Origin of the sequence: Collinsella sp. CLA-ER-H11 (genome assembly GCF_040092445.1) — a bacterium.
Taxonomy (GTDB): domain Bacteria; phylum Actinomycetota; class Coriobacteriia; order Coriobacteriales; family Coriobacteriaceae; genus Collinsella.
This window is the reverse complement of sequence record NZ_JBBNLN010000018.1, coordinates 13,765-32,910: the sequence shown is the minus strand read 5'-3', so window position 1 is coordinate 32,910 and position 19,146 is coordinate 13,765. Positions and strand designations below refer to the sequence as shown.

The window sequence follows — 19,146 nt, the reverse complement described above, 5'->3', positions numbered from 1 at the left end:
TCGCCTTTCCTTCCATTCGTCACCTTCATTACTCCAACGACGAATTCTAGGCGGTGTCCCCGTCCTTTCTTGAAAGGGCGGAGGCGGGGCATGCCCCGCCTCTTACACCACATCTCTGTGCGCTACCATGCGCTCGACGCGTTCGGTTGCCACGGCATTGGCGGCATCTTGGGCGGCGTGCTCACGGGCCTGTTCTGCGTGCCGGAGCTCTCGTGGACCGGTAAGGGCGGCCTGTTCTACACGGGCGACGCGTCGCTGCTCATCTCGCAGATCTTGGGCATTGTGGTGACGGTCGCTATTGTGCTGGTGCTCGATTTGGTAATCGCCGCGGTGGTCAAGGTGCTGTTCCACGGCAGCCTGCGTGTGGACGAGGCCGACGAGGCGCTGGGCCTGGATGCGAGTCAGCACGGCGAGAGCGCTTATCCCTCCTTCTCGGGACTTGACTAGCGGCTTCCCCAGGCACCGCACCTTGGGTTTCAAACCGTCGCTTGCGTACAAAAGTACGCGGCGCTCCTCTTTCAACCCAATCTGCGGCACCTGGGAAACCCGCGTCTCATGTAAAGGGATACGTTGATTATTGAGAGGAATTCATTATGAAAAAGATCACGGCCATCGTGCGCCAGGAAAAGCTTGAGGTTCTTAAAGACGCGCTGTTTGCTGCTGATGTTCGCGGTATGACTATCAACCAGGTGCAGGGCTGCGGCTCACAGCATGGCTGGAAGGAATACGTGCGCGGCAACGAGTTGCTTGTCAACACGATCCCTAAGGTGCAGCTCACGCTCATTTGTGCCGATGAGCATGTCGACGACATTGTCGAGATTATCTGCAACGCTGCACGCACCGGCGCCGTCGGTGACGGCAAGATTTGGGTCGAGCCGGTCGAAGAAGTTATCCGTATCCGCACCGGCGAACACGGCCCCGCCGCGGTGTAGGACAATCTTTCGCCTAGCGGGCGCGTCTCTCTTGGGACGCGCCCGCTCTCGTCTACAATATCGTGCAGACGAAGGAGAGGCATGCCCATGATCAAGATGTTTGCGAGTGACTTAGACGGAACGCTGCTGAACGCCCTGCACGAGGCGGATGGGACCATCCGCCGTGCCATTCGCGAGCTGACCGAGGCTGGCCTGCATGTGGTTCCCGCGACCGGGCGCTCGACGTTGCCAATCGGCGAGCATGGCTTTACGGGGCTGGCACTCGACGCCTGCTGCTCCAACGGATCCATCGTGCGCAACAGCCATGGCGAGGTGCTCAAGACCTGGACCATCGACCCGCAGGTTACCGAGGAGCTGCTCAAGGCGTTCCCGGACATTTGCTTCGACTGCTCCACGCCCGACGGCATGTTCTCGAGCGGTTCGTTCGAGATGCACCAGGCGGGTTTTAAGAAGGACAGCCCTATCAAGCGCATCGTGATGCGCGGTATGCGTGCACGTGGCGGGTATCACGAGGAGCAGTATTTCGACCAGTCGATCGGTGACATCCTGCGCCACGATGTGTGCAAGATCAACTGCCGCGTGACCTCGCCCGAGCTGGAGCGCGACCTTAAGGCGTATTTGGCCGAGCGCTCGGACCGTGTGGTCAACGCGCCGTTCGATCCGGTGATGTTCGAGATCACGGACGTGGCGTGCAACAAGGGCGAGAGCGTGGCCTGGCTGGCGGGCTACTACGGTATTGCCGAGGATGAGGTCGCGGTCTACGGCGATGGCGGCAACGATATCGCCATGCTCAAACGCTTCCGTCACAGTTACGCGACCAAAAACGCAAGCGATGCAGCCAAGGCCGCCGCGAGCGCGACCATCGGCAGCTGTATGGTCCACGCCGTCCCCAAACACATGCTCGCTACCATGCACAAGCAGAATTCCTGCACCGTAATCGAATAATGTGACAAAGGGACAGCCCCTTTGGCACAGGTGACGCTGGTCTCTTGAAATACGAACAAACATTCGCATATCTAACTGCGCTTTGATAGAATTGATACTGTTGGCGGCAGTTCCATGTGCCGGGCAACGCCCTCCATCTGATGGGAGGTGATGCCTATGACCGATCTGATTGATTTCGTGAGACTTCTGACCGCTTTGGTCTCGTTCTCCACGGCGCTCGTCGGGCTTTCCGAGGCACTCAAGCAACGTTCGAAGCAACGTAAAAGGGGTCGCCGCCGCTAAGGCGTTGACCCCTTAATCCAAGCAACGGCGCTGCCCAGCTTTCCAGAACTTGGGCTGCCGTCGACACTATTCTACCCACGAATTACATTTTGAACAATCGGCAATACCGCTCCAAAAGCCAGGCACAACTGGCACAACCTAGGCGGTCCCTGAATGTGACAAAGGGACTGCCCTTTGTCACATTCCAAATATTGCCTTTACGTGTTGATACACACGGTGTGCAATAATACTCGCACTGTGCAATAGCGTACAGTCTGAGTAACAAGGAGGACGCTTGTCCCAGCTCGAGAAATGTGATCGCCGGTCCCTTCGCTCGCAGCGCGCCCTTCGCCAGGCGCTTGCCAGCGAGCTTGCCGAAAGCGGCGACCTTTCGCGCATTAACGTCGCGTCGCTCACCGAGCGTGCCGGTCTTACGCGCCGTACGTTCTATTCGCACTACCGCGATATTCCCGACTTTATCAACCAGATTGAGGACGGCCTGTTGGCTGAGATTCGTGAGCGCGTGGAGCTCATCACCGCAGCTCAGCTGCCCGATCTTTACCGTAACATCGACGAGCTCGAACCGGCGCCCGGCTCAGTTGAGCTGCTGCGCTATCTTGCGGCAAATCGCGATCTTATTGGTGCCCTGCTAGGCCCTGGCGGCGACCCCGCCTTTATTAAAAAGATCATCGATACCGCGCGTGAGGCCGTAGTGCCTCGTGCACAGACGGGCATTTTGGGCCTGGCGCTGGGCACGTTCTTTGACTACTACGTCACCTACGTCGTGAGCGCCGAGGTCGGCATGATTCAGCGCTGGTTTGAGCGCGGGCTCACCGAATCGCCCGAGGCCACGGCGCGCATTATGACGGTACTCGCTTTTGTGCGTCCTGGTGACCTGTATGGCCAACCCATCGATATCAACGTGCCGGAATACGGCATGAAGCTATTGAACCTGCAGCTCGAGGACACGGCCGACACCGCCGCAGCCGTCGAGTCCAACAACTAAGAGGAGAGACAATGAGCAAACTCGTCGAGGGCATTAAGGACCGTATGGTCGCTGCCGCACGCGAGGCCGCGCCCACCGTGGTGGACGCCGCGCAGAAGGCCGCGACCGCGGCTGCCGAGAAAGTTGCCGAGGCAGTTGCCGATGCCAAGAACGCGGCAGGGGAGACGTCCGTCGCTAGCGAGCCCGCCACCGCCGCTGAGCCCGTAGCCGCCGGCCAGGCCCCCGAAGGCGCGATCTTCAACCCCGAGAACGCTCGCGGCAGCCTGCATCTGGGCATCGACGTGGGCTCCACCACTGTTAAGCTTGCCGTGCTCAACGACGACAATCAGATCGTCTATGCCAAGTACCAGCGCCACCACACCGACGTCCGTGCCTGCGCCCGCGACCTGTTCGAGGGTGCTGCGACCGTGCTGCCGACGGCCCAGATGACCTGCGCCATTACCGGCTCGGGCGGCCTGCTGCTGTCCCAGTGGCTCGACCTGGAGTTTGTCCAGGAGGTCATCGCCAGCAAACGCGCTGTCGAGACCCTTGTCCCGGCCACCGATGTCGCCATCGAGCTGGGCGGCGAGGACGCCAAGATCATCTACTTCGACAACGGCATCGAGCAGCGCATGAACGGCACCTGCGCCGGCGGCACGGGCGCGTTCATCGACCAGATGGCAACCCTGCTGCACACCGATGCCAGTGGCCTCAACAAGCTCGCGGCCAACGCCACCACCATCTATCCCATTGCCAGCCGCTGCGGCGTTTTTGCCAAGACCGACGTCCAGCCGCTGCTCAACGAGGGCGCCCGCCCCGAGGACGTGGCCGCCTCCATTTTCCAGGCTGTCGTGACCCAGACCATTTCGGGCCTGGCGTGTGGCCGTCCCATCCGCGGCAACGTTGCCTTCCTGGGCGGCCCGCTGCAGTACCTCTCCGAGCTGCGCCACCGCTTCTACCTCACGCTCAACCTGGACGAGGAGCACCGCATTGTGCCCCAAAACGCCCACCTGTTTGTGGCGAGCGGCGCCGCCATGGCGCACGAGTCCAACAAGCTCAGCACGTTCCCGCAGCTCATCGAGGCCATCGATGCCCTGGGCGACACGCAGGGTGCCGAGGTCGAGCGCCTGGATCCGCTCTTTGCCACCGACGAGGACTTTGCCGAGTTCAAAACCCGCCACGACCAGGAAGTCGTCCCCAAGGGCAAGCTCGAAGGCTACACCGGCCGCGTGTTCATCGGTATCGACGCCGGCTCCACCACCATGAAAGCCGCGCTCGTGGGTGAGGACGGTCAGCTGCTGCACACTTGGTACGGCAACAACAACGGCGACATCCTAGGCACGGCCAAGGTCATCATGGCCGATTTCTACAACCACATCCCCGCGGGCTGCACCATCGGCCACGTGACCACCACAGGCTACGGCGAGGCACTGCTCATCGAGGCCCTCAAGGCCGACTCCGGCGAGATTGAGACCGTCGCGCACCTGCGCGGCGCCAAGGCGTTCCTGCCCGGCGTCGAGTTCATTCTGGACATCGGCGGCCAGGACATGAAGTGCCTGCGCGTCAAGGACGGCGTCATCGAACACATCATGCTCAACGAGGCCTGCTCGTCGGGCTGCGGTAGCTTTATCGAGAGCTTCGCCGTGTCTATGAACATGGACGTGCGCGCGTTCGCCGATGCCGCCATCCATGCCAAGGCCCCGGTCGACCTGGGCAGTCGCTGCACGGTCTTTATGAACTCGCGCGTCAAGCAGGCGCAAAAGGAAGGCGCCACGGTGGGCGACATCGCGGCCGGCCTGTCCTATTCCGTCATCAAGAATGCCCTGTTCAAGGTCATTAAGCTGCGCGATCCCAAGGAGATCGGCAGCCAGGTAATCGTTCAGGGCGGCACCTTTATGTCCGATGCCACGCTGCGCGCGTTTGAGCAGCTCACCGGCGTTCACGCCGTGCGTCCCGACATCGCCGGCTGCATGGGCGCCTACGGTGCGGCCCTGCTCGCCCGCGATCGCGCCGGCATCGACGGGACCTCGACCATCCTTTCGGCCGAGGACATCGCGCACCTCACCGTGACGCAAAAGCACGTCCGCTGCGGTCGCTGCTCCAACAACTGCCAGCTCACCGTCAACGATTTTGGCGGCGGTAGGCGCTTCATTACCGGTAACCGCTGCGAGAAGGGTGCTGGCCACAAAAAGCAGAAGACCGAGGCCCCCAACCTCTTCAAAAAGAAAAACGAGCTGCTCTTTAACCGCGAGGTCCTGAGTCCCGACGAGGCCCCGCGCGGCACCGTGGGTATCCCACGCGCGCTCAACATGTACGAGAACTACCCCTTCTGGCATGCGTTCTTTACGCGCCTGGGCTTTAGCGTGCAGCTGTCCGACCAGTCGAGCAAAAAGACCTACCAGGCGGGCATCGAGTCCATGCCGTCCGAGAGCGTGTGCTATCCGGCCAAGATGAGCCACGGCCACGTGATGAACCTCATCGACCGTGACGTCGACTTCATCTGGATGCCGTGCGTGCGCTGGGAGCGCAAGGAGGACCCGACGGCCGGTAACTGCTACAACTGCCCCATCGTCATGAGCTACCCCACGGCGCTGGCGCTCAACATCGACGAGATCCGCGAGCAGAACATCGAGTTCCTGTATCCGTTTGTGCCCTATCACGACAAGACCGAACTCAAGCGCCGCCTGTACCAGGTGCTCGCCGTCGACCGCGTGGCCGACGCCGAGGCTGGTCGCGGCCGCGTGCGCGGTCCCAAGATCACGCGCTCCGAGGTCGATGCCGCCGTCAACGCTGCCTTTGAGGCCGATGCGCGTTTCCACGAGGACATCCAGACCATGGGCGAGGAGGCTCTTAAGTGGGTCGAGGACCATGGCGGCCACGGCATCGTGCTCGCCGGTCGCCCCTACCATAACGACCCCGAGATCAACCACGCCCTGCCCGAGCTTATCTCGAGCTTTGGCTTTGCGGTCTTTACCGAGGATTCGCTCGCGCACCTGGTAAAGCCCGAGCGTCCGATTCGCGTCGTCGACCAGTGGATGTACCACAGCCGCCTGTACGCTGTCGCCCGTTTTGTGACGATGCGCAACGACCTGGACCTGATCCAGCTCAACTCCTTCGGCTGCGGTCTCGATGCCCTGACTACCGATCAGGTGCAGGAAATCCTTGAGGCCAGCGGCAAGATCTATACCGTGCTCAAGATCGACGAGGTATCCAACCTGGGTGCCGCGCGCATCCGCATCCGCTCGCTCATGGCGGCGCTCAAGGATCAGGAGGCCGAGCGCTTGGCCGAGGCCACGGCCGCGGGCGAGGCCTACGAGCAGGGCGATGCCGCGCCGGTGGCGCCCTCCACGGATGCCCCCGCGTTCGCAAGCCACAAGTACACGTTTGAGGCTCAGCGCGAGAGCGCCTCGACCGCGTGGCCCAAGGTGCCCTTTACCGAGCAGATGCGCGACGAGGGCTACACCATCCTGTGCCCGCAGATGGCCCCGATCCACTTTGACCTGGTCAAAGAGGTGTTCCGTGGTGCTGGCTACAACTTGGAGCTGCTGCCCTCGACTGACCACGATGCCGTCGAGGCCGGCCTGCGCTACGTGAACAATGACATCTGCTATCCGTCGATCCTGGTGACGGGCCAGATTATGGAGGCCATCGAGAGCGGTCGGTACGACCTGTCCAAGACGGCCGTAGTCATCAGCCAGACCGGCGGCGGCTGCCGCGCCACCAACTACATCGCGCTCATTCGCAAGGCCCTGCGCGAGAGCGGTCATCCCGAGATCCCGGTGATCTCGCTTTCTGTCGTGGCGCTCGGTGAGGACAACCCCGGCTTTAAGATTACGCCGGCGCTGCTCAAGCAGGCAGTCTACGCGGTGCTCTTTGGCGACGTGATGATGCAGATGCTCTATCGTTGCCGCCCGTACGAGGCAACGCCTGGTGCTGCCAACGCGCTCTACGAGGAGTATATGGCGCGCGCCCGCAAGCTGGCGCCTAAGTTCAACCGCCATAACTACACCAAGCTGTGCCGCGAGGCCATTCGCGCGTTCGACACCATGCCGCTCGTGGGCGAGGGCACCAAGCCGCGCGTGGGCGTGGTCGGCGAGATTCTGGTCAAGTTCCATCCCACGGCCAACAACCACGTGGTCGACGTTATCGAGCGCGAGGGCTGCGAGGCTGTGGTGCCGGGCCTGCTCGACTTCTTCCTGTACTCCATGAGCAACGCCGAGCTGCAGAAGGACGAGCTGGGAAGCTCTGCTACCACGCGCGCTGGTATGCAGGCGCTCATCAAGCTCGTGGACTGGATGCGCACACCGGTGGAGGAGATGCTCGAAAAGTCCCGCCGCTTCGAGGCACCCGAGCGCATCGGCACCATGGCCGACAAGGCCCGTACGGTGCTTTCGGTGTGCAACAACATGGGCGAGGGCTGGCTGCTCACGGCCGAGATGCTCGACCTGATCGATCACGGTGCGCCCAACATCATCTGCACGCAGCCCTTCGCGTGCCTGCCCAACCACGTGGTGGGCAAGGCCGTGATTAAGGAGCTACGCCGCCAGCACCCTGAGAGCAACATCGTCGCGGTGGACTATGATCCTGGTGCGTCCGAGGTCAACCAGCTCAACCGCATTAAGCTCATGATTAGCGTGGCCAAGGAAAACATGCGCGCCGGTAAAGGCTTTAAGCTCGAGAAGGTGGCGCCGCTCGCGATGGACGAGGTCACCGGCCAGATGCGTGCCCACGATGGCTGCGTGAGCTGCGGCTCGGTCGATGAGAGCGCCGTGGCGTCGGTCGCTGAGCGCCTGGGACGCGGCATTAAGAAGTAGCTGGCCTGCTTTGGGCTAGATATGAGGCAAACGGGTGGTAGACATATCGGCTACCACCCGTTTTTGCTTGGACATATGTTGCGTAAACGCCCCGACTATCACCCTTTGCGAACTCAGATTTCGGAAGTATGCGGCAAAATCTGAATAGACCGAGCACACCGAATATGTCCAAGCCCTGTACCTGCGGTTTTATTGGCGGAAAATCGGGGGGGTGCTCAAGGGTTCCGGAATTTGCCGCATACTTCCGCAAACGACGTCTCGGTGGCACAAAAAATCGCCCTCGGAACCCTGAGATAATGAACAGATGTAGCCGTTCGCCGCAAATTACCGTCCGTTTATAGAACCCACCCCCAGTGTGCAGCCCTCTTACGGTTGAATAAATACACATCTATGGAATTACGTAAGAGAGGACTGTTCCTATGAGCTACAAGACCGTTTGCGTTGCCGGCGGCGGCGTGCTGGGAAGCCAGATTGCCTTTCAGGCTGCCTACTGCGGCTTTGATGTAACGATTTGGCTGCGCAGCGAGGGCGGCATCGGCCGCACCCAGCCCAAGATCGATCATGTGCGCGAGGAGTACATCGCGGCAATCGAGGGTATGGCGGACGGCACGGGCGAGTGGTGCTCCGGTATCGCCGATAGCGGCAAGCCCTTCGACAAAGAGGCGGCACTCGCCGCCGTTGAGCGCGCCTACTCCACACTCAAGCTGGAGCTCAATCTTGCCAAGGCAGTGGCCGACGCCGATTTGGTCATCGAGTCTATGGCTGAGGATACCCAGGCAAAGATTGACTTCTACAAGAAGCTCGCCCCGGTCCTTCCGCAAAAGACCGTCGTCGTGACCAACTCCTCCACGTTACTGCCGAGTACCTTTGCCAAGTACACTGGCCGCCCCGAGAAGTACCTGTCGCTGCACTTTGCCAACTCTATCTGGAAGAACAACATGACCGAGGTCATGGCACAGGACCAGACCGACAAGCGCTACTTCGATGAACTCGTCGACTTTGCCAACGACATCCGTATGCTGGCGTTGCCCGTCAACAAGGAAAAGAACGGTTATCTGCTCAACTCCATGTTGGTACCGTGGCTGCTTTCGGGCCTTGATCTGTACGTCTCGGGCGTGAGCGATCCCAAGAGCATCGACCTCGCGTGGACGCGTGGCACCGGCGCTCCCAAGGGCCCGTTCCGCGTATTCGACACGGTGGGTATCCAGACGGCCTACAACATCGTCATGCAGTATCAGAAGGTGCCGGGCCTGGTGAGCCCGCTGCTCAAGAAGATGATGATGCCCTACAACTTTAAGGCCATGGCCTCCGTCCTCAAGAAAATGCTCGACGAAGGCAAGCTGGGCGAAAGCTCGGGCGAGGGCTTCTTCAAGTACTAAGAACGATCCCTCGGGGTCGGAGGAAAACGGATCATTTTCGGCCGCCAGCAGTGAGAAGATGGACCCAGAAATAGAAAGGAGTGGCAATGGGCTGGCTCGGGCTTTGAAGACAAGTTATTGCAGGCCCAGGGCGATTTCTCGCTCAATGCAGGCCAGCACAGCGTGACGTATCTGCCGAGTTCTGACACGGCAGCGACTGGTCGCTACCAGGTGCTGCTATACGACAACAACTTTGGTGCGGCCGAGAGCTACCCCAAGTTCGACTGGGGCCAGCTGGGCGCCGCGGTGGTCCGACTACAGCCGCGGCTCGCATTCGTTTGGGCGCATCTTTACGGTAGACGAGACCGCACGCACCTACGAGCTTGTGGACCAGATCGCGGTGCCGTTCTCGGGCTACGTCAGCAGTGCGCAGCGCGTCGGCGATTCGAATAGCATGCTCGTGGCATCGGGCATGGCCAAGACCTTTGCCGAGTACGATCGCTATGGACTGCCCATCGCCGCCTACGAAATGGAAGCCGAGAAGTACATCTACCGCGTGTGCAAGTACGAGCTGTAGCGCTGCGCTTAGGTTTGACCAATGGAGTATGAAAACACGCCGTTCGCCGATGCCCCCTCCGCGAGTAGCAGCCATATGGTTTGATGTCAGAAACATATAGTTGTCGCCAGCCTGCTGGCGACGTTCCCCCTGACATCGGAGGTTTCAGGTATGTTTCGCGCTCCGTTAAACAACTATCGGTTGGGCTAACATGGGTCGCCGTACTATTTCGATAACCCTTGCAGTGGTCTGCCTGGCTGTGCTCCTGGGCGCTACAGGGCTGTTTGCTATAAGTCGAGAAACGTCCTATATGCAGGAATGCGCTTCCGAAGGGTTTGCCATTGACGGTTACTATCGGGATGACAAGACGAGTCTGGAAACCCTGGCCTTTCTTGAAGAGGATAACCATCGGTGGCAACTGGTCGACAAAGACGGCAGCTGCGTTGACGGGCAGTTTAAGCGTACGGATGACCCCAACATCCTGATATTAAAGAAGGAAAACGGCGAAGAACTCGGCACGGTTCACGTTGCGTATATATCGCGCCGACGCGAGCAGGGCCAGCTCTATCTATTTAGAGATAGCAAAGTGACCCGATTTTATCTTGTGAGCACCGATCCGGCGTTTACGGTGGAGTCTGGCGAGGTCGATTCGGACAGTTGATTCACGGCAATAAAAAAGCGAGCGGGGCGCGGGTGTGAACTGCACCCCGCTATTTGCTCGTGTCCGTATCGCGTCTGCGCCTCGTCGTAACTTGCGTCCATGCGAGCATTCATCCCGCGCTCTGCATCACTTCACGTCAAATTCCACGCGATCGAGCTCGGGCACATTGAGGTCGATGAGTTTGCGGGCGACACGGCGGTCGTGCGCCCCAAGCGCCTCGCCTGTCGTCACATGGGCGACAATCTCGCGCTCGACGATGCCTTCTTCGTCCCCTTCGGTGGCCGAGGTCTCGACGGCGACGGTGTAATCCTTAAAGCCCGGCAGCACCGCGGCAAGTTCGCGCGTAGTTTCGGTGACACCGTAGCCGTCCTGCACGCCGGTCTGCGCCGAGCCAATAGACCCCGCCGTCATAACGATGCAGGGGATGGCAAAGACTACCGTACCCACAATGATGCGGCGGCGCACCTTGCGCGATAGCTCGTCGACCTCGGCATCTTCTTCGGCGGTTACAATGCCGTCGCCGTTGAGGTCGCGCTTGAGCGGCACGCGCAAGATAAGTAATACGGCTTCGGCAGCCAGTGCGATAAAGACCACGTTGATGCCAAACTCGTAGAGCGCCGAGAGAAACAGCGATCCGCTTGCGATGGCGATGCCGTAGCCCGCCGCGCACAGGGGCGGCATCAGCGCGGTCGCCACGGCCACGCCGGCGATGAGCGTGGCGGGTTCCTGGTCGCGCGAGTTGCCCAGGCCGCCTGCAAAGCCGCCGGCGAGCGCGACGGCAAGGTCCCAGACGGTGGGTGTCGAGTTGTCGATGATGGCGGCCGTGGTGGTGCCAAGGGGCGAGAGCTTAAAGTACAGCGTGGACGTGACCAGGCAAAAGGCCATCTGTAGCGCAAGGCTGGCGACGGCTTCGACGGTAATCTCGCGGTCGAGCGTGGCGATGCCATATGCCATGGCAAGGACCGATCCCATAAGCGGGCAGATGAGCATGGCGCCCACGATGGCGATGTCCGAATCGATATCAAGGCCGATGCTTGCGATGAGCATGGCGATGATGAGGATGCACAGGTGAGAGCCGGTCAGGCGCGCCCCGTTTACAAAGCGCTTACGGATTACGTGGTAGGGCGCGCGACCCTCGCGAATGTTGAATGCGCGCTTTAAAAAGCGACCAGCCTGCTCGGCAGCCTCACTATGGGCGGGGCGGATGCCGTGGCGCCGGTGATGGCGTTCGCGTAGTCGCTTGATCTGTTGTTTGTCGAGTTCCATGTCCACCTCGTTCCAGCGCGGTCCGCGCAACGCGCCCGTTGTCTTAACTCTACACCGTGGCGGGCGGGGTGTCTGTTGGATGCGGAATCCGATAGGGCGGATGACGCGGGAGCAAATGCAAATCACAGGCTCAATTCCATCCCGCGAAAATATGATGCACCAGCTCCTTCAAATGTGACGAAATTGTGAAGCACAGGAGCACGAATTTCAAAAAAAAACGCTGGTCGCCAATGTTGCGCAACAGAATTCAAAAATCGACAGCTACCGTTTGATACGTATGGATACATCCGTGTCAAAGGGAGAAAGCCATGGCAAACTACAGTCCACAACACTTTGAGCCTCGGGCCAAGACTGTCAACGTCAAGGGCGTTGCTAACCGCGCCGTCGCAACCGTTTTGACGGCGGGCCTCATCGCTCAGCCGCTCATGTCGCCGCTGGCGGCAATCGCCGCACCGTCAACCGATAACGGCGATTCTGTTCAGGGGGGGGGGTAGTTCTGTAGAGAATACCGTTGCCGCCGGTAACCAAGCGGTCGTAAAGACGGCTGCCCAGCTGGCCGAGGAGTCGGCAAAGCAGCTCAAGGACGCTCAGGCCGCCTACGATGCCGCCCAGAAGAACGCCGACGCGGCGGGCCAGTCTCAAAAGCAGGCGCAGCAGCAAAAGAATCAGGCCTCGCAGGCTGTGAGCGACAACGAAATCGAGCAGAACGCAGCAGAAGTCGCCGCGCTCCAGGAGAAGATTGACGAGCTCAAAGCCGCCGTCGAAAAGACCGAGCAGCAGCAGAAGAAGCTGGGCGACCTGAACGATCAGCTCGATCAAGCCAACAAGAGTGTCGAGGATAAGACCCAGGCGCTCAAGGACGCCAAGGCAAAGCAGGATGAGGCCAAGAAGGCCCTCGATGATGCCCAGGCCAAGCTCGAGGCCATGGGTATGGACGAGTACGAGGCCGCCAAGAAGGCCGTCGAGGACGCGCAGACAAAGCTCGATGACGCCAATAAGGCAGTTGCTACTGCACAGGCCAATCTGGACCAGGCCAAGGCTGCCGAGGCCAGCGCTCAGCAGGAAAAGAAGGACACTGAGGCCGCTCTGACTTCCGCCCAGGCCAAGAAGCAGGAGACTGCCGCTGCGCTCGCAGCCGCAACCACCGCGCGCGATAACGCCCAGCAGAAGTTCAACCAGGCGCAGGCCGCGCTCGATGCTGCCGTCTCGGGTACGGGTGTCGACCTGAGTGCGCTTGAGGCCGCCAAGAAAGCTGCTGCTGGTGAGCTCAAGACCGCGCAGACGGAGCTCAATGCCGCGACGGATGCCGACGCCACCGCACAGACAAATCTGCAGGCCGCCCAGGCTGCCGTCGCTGCCGCGCAGGAGAAGGCCAACGCCGCCAACGCTGCTGTGGCATCTGCCCAGTCTGCATACGATGCAGCAAACAAGGAGTACAAGGACGCGGCCAGTAAGCGTGACGCCGCGAAGACGGCATACGAGCAGGCCCAGCAGACCGAGGCCGACAAGAAGGCTGAGTACGATAAGCTTGTCGAAGTTCGCAAGCAGAAGCGCAGCGAGTGGGAGGCAGCCTGCGCCGCTTCGAACGCCGCGGAAAAGGCTTATGACGCTGCTAATGCCCAGGTTGAGGCTCTTGAGCAGCAGATTGCAGACCTAAAGTCCAACATGACCGTTGACCAGGAAGTCATCAATAAGGGCATGCTCGGCTTTATGGCCTACATCAGCAACAGCAGCGATTTCACCGCCCAGCAGAAGTCGAATGCAAGTACCGCCGCGTCGATGCTCATGGGGACGACAGAGAAACAGGACTGGTATGACAAGTACGTCGATCAGGACATGTCTCGCGACACCAATCCGCTCTCCTTGGAGCAGATGCGTAACGCCCTGACCTACCTCGATACCCAGAACAACCTCCGCAAGGCGAACGGCCAGTCTGAGCTTAGCGTCAGCCTCTGCATGACTGCGGCAGCCGCACTTAATACATCATATTCATCGAACATCTGGGGACACTCGAACTGCTATTTCGATCAAGGTGAGAACCTTGCGGGCGGCGGCGGAGCATACACCGGAGGCGAAACCGAGGATACCCTCGGCTGGCCATATACCGGTCTCTACACCCAGGAGAAAGAGGCATTCGATAAGTACGTTGCACAGTATGGCGACGAACTCGGCAGCCACCGATATGATTCCTACTATATCTACCAGCACTACAACAGCATCTACCATGAGTGCGGACACTATCTCAATATCATCGATGCCGGTGCGAAGGCTATCGGCATCGCAACTGGTAGCGGTAAGAACACCGATTCCGAGGTAACCATTTTCGACTATAGTGGAAGCACGGGGCAGAAGGACTTCACTGTCTCCGAGTTCAAGAAGCTCGTCACCGACTATATCGATTCTGCTTACAATGCAGGCGGCACTCAGGAGCAGAAGGAGCAGCTGAAGCAGCTACAGAATAAGCTGGCGGAGGCGCAGAAGAACTTCGGGACTGCCGGAACGGCTTATTCTGACGCATTGGATAAGCAAGAAAGCTCTCGCGACGCCTATACCGCGGCCGACACGAACATGAACACCGCCAAGGGCGAGTATGAGAAGGCTAAGTCCGGTACCGCCGCCGCGAAGACGGCATACGACGCCGCGAAGGACGCACTCGGCGGAATCGACATCGAGTCCCTCAAGCAGAACCTCGATGCCGCCAAGGCCGAGGCCGCTACTGCCCAGGCGGCTCTCGATAAGGCAAACGCCACGCTTGCTGACAGTAAGACGAAGGCAGCCGAGGCCGCTGCTCACAAGGCGAAGGCTCGCAGCGCCCGCGATGCCGCCAAGGCAAAGTCCGAACAGGCCAATGAGGCGTATGACAACGCTACCGCTTCGGTCAAGGACCTTGCCGCCAAGTGCGATGCCGCCAAGACGGATCTTGCGAACAAGCAGGGCACGCTTAACGATGCCAAGAAGGCCGACGACACTGCCCAGGCTGGCGTTGACAAGGCTCAGGCCGCAGATGCGCACGCCGCGACCGCTCTTTCGGGCGCCAAGCAGGCAGTTGCCGCCAAGACGCAGACCCTGTCCGACGCACAGGCGAAGGCCAAGGCTGCCGAGGGCGAACTGGCCGGCGCAAACAAGGCCTTCGAGCGCTTCGCTGGAGCCCAGAAGGCGGTCGACGACGCCAAGGCCGCCTATGACGCCGCCGTCGCCGGTGTCGCCGATGCCCAGAAGCAGCTCGAGGCCGCCAACGAAGCCGTCGTCGATGCGACCTTCGAGATCGTCGAGGCCAAGGCCGAGCTTGCCAACGACGAGGCGCTCAAGGCCGATCTTGAGGCTGTCGACCACAAGGCATCCCTTGCCGCGGGCACGACGGGCAACGAGAAGCTGGTCAAGCTGAACGCTGCCTACGCTCGCTATAAGGCCGCCGTCGATGCCGCCGCTGGCCTCAAGGCTGCTCTGAGCGATGCCGATGCCAAGCTGTCCGATGCCAACGACGCCTATGCCGCCGCGCTTGCCGAGCTCGGAGATGCCAAGGATGCCCTGGCTGCCGCTCAGGCCGAGTACGACAAGTATCATCCCAAGGCTGAGCCGCAGGCCAAGCCTCAGGTTGCGCAGGCTGCTGCAAAGGCCCCCGTTGCCAAGAAACAGGCTGCGCCTGCCGCGCTCGCCCAGACTGGCGACAATTCCGCGCTTGCGGGCGAGGTGTTCGTCATCGGCGGTGTGACGCTCGTGGCAGCGGGCGTGACGCTGGGCGATCGTCGTCGCAAGCAGATGTAGCGTTTCGAGCGTAGATTCTGCAACGAACTTCGGTTCATAGCAGGAACGCTTCGATAGCTTAACCGATAAGGCCGGCGCGCTGTTAAACGCAGCGCGCCGGCCTTTCTTTGTTTCGATATCAAAAAGCCCGGTCAGCAGCCGCAGAAGCTACCGACCGGGCAAGCCGTAGGCAATATGGTTGCTGTCGAGCAGCTGCTCGACTTAGCCCAGCAGGCTTAAGCCCACGGAGACAAACGCCAGGATAACGCCGACGATGGACTCGCCGCCGAGCAGGCCGCTGGCAACGACCAGACCCTGTTCCTGGAAGGCGGCGTCCTTGGCAGCTCTCTCCTCGTCGGAAAGACCAGCGGTGGCGTCGCGGTGGGCGGACCACTTGTCGTAGGCGAGCTTGACGCAGGAGCCCAGGAAGGCTGTGAGCGACATATAGAACGGCAGGTACACGCCCAGGCCGATCATCATGGCCGGAATGCCGAGCCAGTACATGACGATGCCGGCGATAAAGCCGCCCGCAAACCACGGCACGCTCGGGATGCCCGAGACCATGGTGGCGACCACACTTGCCTGCGCGGCAACGAAGCTCTTGTCGGGACCGAAGGCGTCCGGACCATAGGCGGTGACGAGCGCGACCATGACGGCGGCGGCGACCAGGGCGCCAACGATGCCGCCGATGGCCTGGCCGACCCACTGTGCGCGCGGGTTGGTGCCCAGCACGGCGCCGGCCTTAAAGTCGTTCATGACGTCGCCCGCAAGGCCGCACGCCACGGCCACGATGCCGGCGATAAAGAACAGCTTGACCTGAGCGAGCTGCGCGAAGGCGGCAACGATGAGCATGACGATGAGGCCGAAGATCTCCATGGGGTCGATGCCCGTCTGGCCGCAGCTCTGCGCGCTCATGATGGTGGTGACAAAGGTGAACAGCGTGACGATGACGGCCGGAACGGGGCCAAGGTCGAGCACGATGGCGATGATCACGGCGATGGCGGCGGCGCCCAGGCCGATGATACCGGCGTCGAGTTTAAGGGAGCCCGAGATGAGCGACTGCTCGTCGGTGTCGGTGGAGCCGTCGGCGGCGAGGCCGCGGACGATGCCGGCGACCTGCGGCAGGATGTCTTTGAGGACGACGGCGACGCCAAAGCCCATCATAAGGCCCATACCCAGGGACTTAACAATGCCCTGTGCCGTCATAACGTCAAACAGGCCGGCAGCGGTGCCGCCGACGATGATGCCAAAATTGCCCAGCAGCGCGCCGGCAAACCAGAACGCGACGGGGGCGAAGCCCACGAGGAAGCCGACGGAGAGCAACATGGGCGAGTTGTAGATGGCAAAGGTCACGCCGGGGATATTGAGCGTGCACAGCATGCTGGGCACCACGCCCAGGGCGTCGCGCAGCACGCTGTAGATGCCGGCGATGGCCATGGAGCCAAAGAGCTGCTTGCCGGTCTTGCCGCCGGCCTCGGTCGCACGCAGGGTCTGAGCCGCGGCGTTGCCGGTGGGGAACTCAAGTGCGGCGTCTACGATAAAGTGACGGTGGATGAGTGCCGTGGCCAACAGGCCCAGGATGGTGCCAGCGAGTGCCACGATAAACATGTCGAGCCAGCTGATCTGGTCGGCATAGCCCAGCATCCAGGCGCCCGGGATGGTAAACGCCAGACCGCCGGCGACCATGGCGCCTGCGGACATGATGGTGTGGGTGACGTTGGCCTCGTTGAGGCTGGCGTTGCCCATGAGCTTAAGGAAGAACAGCGAGATGACGGCAGCGAAGACGATCGGCCAGGGGAGTGCGCCCATCTTGAGGGCGGTGTAGGCCGAGCTTGCTGTGATAATCACGCAGCCAAGGACGCCGATGACGACGCCACGCAGCGTGAGTTGCCCGCGCATCGAAGCACGGTTCGAGGGATTGCTCATATAAAACTCCTTTGCGTATATCCGCTTCCTCCGGGAGCGCCGCTACGGATACGGCGCGGGAAGTCGGGTTACCAAGGGCCGCCGCGTGAGCTCGCGCGCGACCGCGCACCAGTATAGCCGCAAGCTAGTCATTTTGGGATGACTGGTTTAGGTAGGCGATATACTGCTGGGCAGACGAAAGGAGCGCCGACGATGCTTAATGGGTGCGCATATATATTGACGGTCGACGTGGGCAACACGTTCATTCGCTTTGGCCTATTTGCCGAGGATTCGGCTGCGGCGCAGGAATGTCCGCTTGCGACGTGCGAGATCACGACGCCGTCGAGCATCACAGCCGACGAAGCGCGCATGAGGCTCGCGCAGGTCATGTGCGCACTGGCAGCCGATGCGGGCATGCCGGGTGCACTCGTTCCCGCGGCCGCAGTGCTGAGCTGCGTGGTGCCGGCGCTCGAGCGCCCGTGGAAGGCGGCGCTTTCCCGTACCTGCACGGGACGCGTGCTCACGGTGGGACCGGGACTTAAGACCGGCATGCCCGTCCACTACGACGACCCGGCCGAGATCGGCCCCGACCGCATTGCCGACGCCGTGGCGGCCCGTGCCGTCTACGGCTCTCCGTGCATCGTGATCGACCTGGGCACGACGACCAATATTGAGGTCATCGACGCGTGCGGAACCTTTATGGGCGGCGTCATCGCGCCGGGTCTGGCGCTCGGTGCCCGGTCGCTTTCGGCCGCTGCGGCGCGCCTACCCCAGGTCGAGCCCTCGGCACCCACGCATGTCATCGGCCGTAACACGCGCGAGGCGATGCGCTCGGGCGTGGTCTTGGGCGAGGTGGCCCGCATCGACGGCATGCTCGACATGGTGCTCGCCGAGATGCGCGCGACCAAGGCCGCGGGGGAAGGCGACGTGCCCATCGTCATCACCGGCGACGATGCCGAGGCACTCGCGGCGTTGGTCGGCCACAGCCTGACGGTAGACGACGCGCTGACGCTGCGGGGTCTCGCCGAGCTCTACCGCATCAACCAAAAGCCCCGCCGCGTGTAAAAGTGAGGGCGCCGGTGGGACAAACGCCCCCACCTTTCACCTGCTACAATGGGTCAAACTGTTGTGATTACGGAGGTGTCTGCCATGTCGGACGATCTTCATCAAACTTCGTCAGGCAAGCGCCTGGACGTCATTAGCTGGGACGAGTTCTTTATGAGCGTGGCCATCGCCGCGCAGCGCCGCAGCAAGGACCCCAACACGCAGGTGGGTGCGTGCATCGCCAACACCAACCACCGCATCCTTTCGGTGGGCTACAATGGTACACCCTCGGCGCTCAACGACGACTTTTTTCCGTGGGGTACGAGCGACGACCCGCTGCAGGACAAGCACAACTACGTGGTCCATGCCGAGGCCAACGCCGTGCTCAACTACCGTGGCTCGCTCAAGGACCTCGAGGGTTCCACGGTCTACGTCACGCTGTTCCCGTGCCATGACTGCGCCAAGATTTTGGCTCAGGTGGGCGTGGGCGAGGTTGTCTACCTGGACAACAAGTACGCCGACACCGATGACGGCCGTATCAGCCGCCGCATTCTCGACTCCTGTGGCATCAGCTACCGCCAGGTTATCGTCGATGTTCACATCGGCACCGAGGGGCGGGCTCGGCAGTAGCGCGTGGCAACGCCAGCTGGCGGCAAAAGCAGCTAAAAGAGCCCC

The 19,146-nt window shown here is 61.3% G+C and carries 15 protein-coding genes; 13 read left to right on the top strand and 2 right to left on the bottom strand.

The window, feature by feature from the left end; genetic code table 11:
- Nucleotides 1-90: 90 nt before the first annotated feature.
- The 9 genes from AAAX35_RS09270 to AAAX35_RS09230 all read left to right on the top strand — a co-directional run bounded on the left by AAAX35_RS09270 (nucleotide 91) and on the right by AAAX35_RS09230 (nucleotide 10,512).
- Nucleotides 91-447 carry a hypothetical protein gene (locus AAAX35_RS09270; RefSeq protein WP_349117421.1) on the top strand — a complete coding sequence of 119 codons (357 nt, stop codon included), beginning with the start codon at nucleotides 91-93 and terminating at the stop codon, nucleotides 445-447.
- A 146-nt stretch (nucleotides 448-593) separates the two neighbouring features.
- Nucleotides 594-932: a P-II family nitrogen regulator gene (locus AAAX35_RS09265; protein WP_349117420.1), complete on the top strand. Its 339-nt coding sequence runs from the start codon at nucleotides 594-596 to the stop codon at nucleotides 930-932.
- Nucleotides 933-1,019: 87 nt separating this feature from the next.
- Nucleotides 1,020-1,877, top strand: a complete 858-nt coding sequence (locus tag AAAX35_RS09260) for an HAD family hydrolase (protein WP_349117419.1) — start codon at nucleotides 1,020-1,022, stop codon at nucleotides 1,875-1,877.
- A 156-nt stretch (nucleotides 1,878-2,033) separates the two neighbouring features.
- Nucleotides 2,034-2,159 (top strand): hypothetical protein, encoded by a 126-nt coding sequence (locus AAAX35_RS09255; protein WP_260699404.1) that lies wholly within the window; start codon nucleotides 2,034-2,036, stop codon nucleotides 2,157-2,159.
- A gap of 274 nt (nucleotides 2,160-2,433) precedes the next feature.
- On the top strand, nucleotides 2,434-3,144 hold the full coding sequence (locus tag AAAX35_RS09250) for a TetR-like C-terminal domain-containing protein (RefSeq protein ID WP_349117418.1): 711 nt from the start codon (nucleotides 2,434-2,436) through the stop codon (nucleotides 3,142-3,144).
- 11 nt (nucleotides 3,145-3,155) lie between these two features.
- A complete protein-coding gene (locus AAAX35_RS09245; protein WP_349117417.1) occupies nucleotides 3,156-7,937 on the top strand; it encodes an acyl-CoA dehydratase activase-related protein in 4,782 nt (1,593 codons plus the stop codon).
- Nucleotides 7,938-8,356: 419 nt separating this feature from the next.
- Nucleotides 8,357-9,316 (top strand): 3-hydroxyacyl-CoA dehydrogenase, encoded by a 960-nt coding sequence (locus tag AAAX35_RS09240; protein WP_349117416.1) that lies wholly within the window; start codon nucleotides 8,357-8,359, stop codon nucleotides 9,314-9,316.
- A gap of 235 nt (nucleotides 9,317-9,551) precedes the next feature.
- Entirely contained in the window at nucleotides 9,552-9,872 is a 321-nt protein-coding gene (locus AAAX35_RS09235; protein ID WP_349117415.1) for an aryl-sulfate sulfotransferase, read from the top strand.
- A gap of 190 nt (nucleotides 9,873-10,062) precedes the next feature.
- Nucleotides 10,063-10,512: a hypothetical protein gene (locus AAAX35_RS09230; RefSeq protein ID WP_349117414.1), complete on the top strand. Its 450-nt coding sequence runs from the start codon at nucleotides 10,063-10,065 to the stop codon at nucleotides 10,510-10,512.
- A gap of 126 nt (nucleotides 10,513-10,638) precedes the next feature.
- Here the strand turns inward: AAAX35_RS09230 and AAAX35_RS09225 are convergent, their stop codons facing one another.
- Nucleotides 10,639-11,778: a DUF389 domain-containing protein gene (locus AAAX35_RS09225; RefSeq protein WP_349117413.1), complete on the bottom strand. Its 1,140-nt coding sequence runs from the start codon at nucleotides 11,776-11,778 to the stop codon at nucleotides 10,639-10,641.
- Nucleotides 11,779-12,086: 308 nt separating this feature from the next.
- On the opposite strand from AAAX35_RS09225, the gene AAAX35_RS09220 reads away from it, so the two are divergent.
- Both AAAX35_RS09220 and AAAX35_RS09215 read left to right on the top strand, forming a co-directional pair.
- Nucleotides 12,087-12,272 (top strand): hypothetical protein, encoded by a 186-nt coding sequence (locus tag AAAX35_RS09220; protein WP_055286797.1) that lies wholly within the window; start codon nucleotides 12,087-12,089, stop codon nucleotides 12,270-12,272.
- 187 nt (nucleotides 12,273-12,459) lie between these two features.
- Nucleotides 12,460-15,543, top strand: coding sequence for a CAP domain-containing protein (locus AAAX35_RS09215; protein WP_349117412.1), 3,084 nt, complete (start codon nucleotides 12,460-12,462; stop codon nucleotides 15,541-15,543).
- 201 nt (nucleotides 15,544-15,744) lie between these two features.
- Here the strand turns inward: AAAX35_RS09215 and AAAX35_RS09210 are convergent, their stop codons facing one another.
- Entirely contained in the window at nucleotides 15,745-17,448 is a 1,704-nt protein-coding gene (locus AAAX35_RS09210; RefSeq protein WP_349117411.1) for an OPT/YSL family transporter, read from the bottom strand.
- A gap of 192 nt (nucleotides 17,449-17,640) precedes the next feature.
- Between AAAX35_RS09210 and AAAX35_RS09205 the strand changes: the two genes are divergently transcribed.
- Nucleotides 17,641-18,492 carry a type III pantothenate kinase gene (locus AAAX35_RS09205; protein WP_349117410.1) on the top strand — a complete coding sequence of 284 codons (852 nt, stop codon included), beginning with the start codon at nucleotides 17,641-17,643 and terminating at the stop codon, nucleotides 18,490-18,492.
- Nucleotides 18,493-18,576: 84 nt separating this feature from the next.
- The gene (locus AAAX35_RS09200) at nucleotides 18,577-19,101 is read left to right on the top strand and encodes a dCMP deaminase family protein (RefSeq protein ID WP_196032040.1); all 525 of its coding nucleotides are present in this window, start codon (nucleotides 18,577-18,579) and stop codon (nucleotides 19,099-19,101) included.
- Nucleotides 19,102-19,146 lie beyond the last annotated feature (45 nt).

Coding starts and splice junctions, on each gene's coding strand:
- AAAX35_RS09270 (WP_349117421.1), top strand. CDS start 91: ATGCCCCGCCTCTTACACCACATCTCTGTGCGCTACCATGCGCTCGAC.
- AAAX35_RS09265 (WP_349117420.1), top strand. CDS start 594: ATGAAAAAGATCACGGCCATCGTGCGCCAGGAAAAGCTTGAGGTTCTT.
- AAAX35_RS09260 (WP_349117419.1), top strand. CDS start 1,020: ATGATCAAGATGTTTGCGAGTGACTTAGACGGAACGCTGCTGAACGCC.
- AAAX35_RS09255 (WP_260699404.1), top strand. CDS start 2,034: ATGACCGATCTGATTGATTTCGTGAGACTTCTGACCGCTTTGGTCTCG.
- AAAX35_RS09245 (WP_349117417.1), top strand. CDS start 3,156: ATGAGCAAACTCGTCGAGGGCATTAAGGACCGTATGGTCGCTGCCGCA.
- AAAX35_RS09240 (WP_349117416.1), top strand. CDS start 8,357: ATGAGCTACAAGACCGTTTGCGTTGCCGGCGGCGGCGTGCTGGGAAGC.
- AAAX35_RS09230 (WP_349117414.1), top strand. CDS start 10,063: ATGGGTCGCCGTACTATTTCGATAACCCTTGCAGTGGTCTGCCTGGCT.
- AAAX35_RS09225 (WP_349117413.1), bottom strand. CDS start 11,778: ATGGAACTCGACAAACAACAGATCAAGCGACTACGCGAACGCCATCAC.
- AAAX35_RS09220 (WP_055286797.1), top strand. CDS start 12,087: ATGGCAAACTACAGTCCACAACACTTTGAGCCTCGGGCCAAGACTGTC.
- AAAX35_RS09210 (WP_349117411.1), bottom strand. CDS start 17,448: ATGAGCAATCCCTCGAACCGTGCTTCGATGCGCGGGCAACTCACGCTG.
- AAAX35_RS09205 (WP_349117410.1), top strand. CDS start 17,641: ATGCTTAATGGGTGCGCATATATATTGACGGTCGACGTGGGCAACACG.
- AAAX35_RS09200 (WP_196032040.1), top strand. CDS start 18,577: ATGTCGGACGATCTTCATCAAACTTCGTCAGGCAAGCGCCTGGACGTC.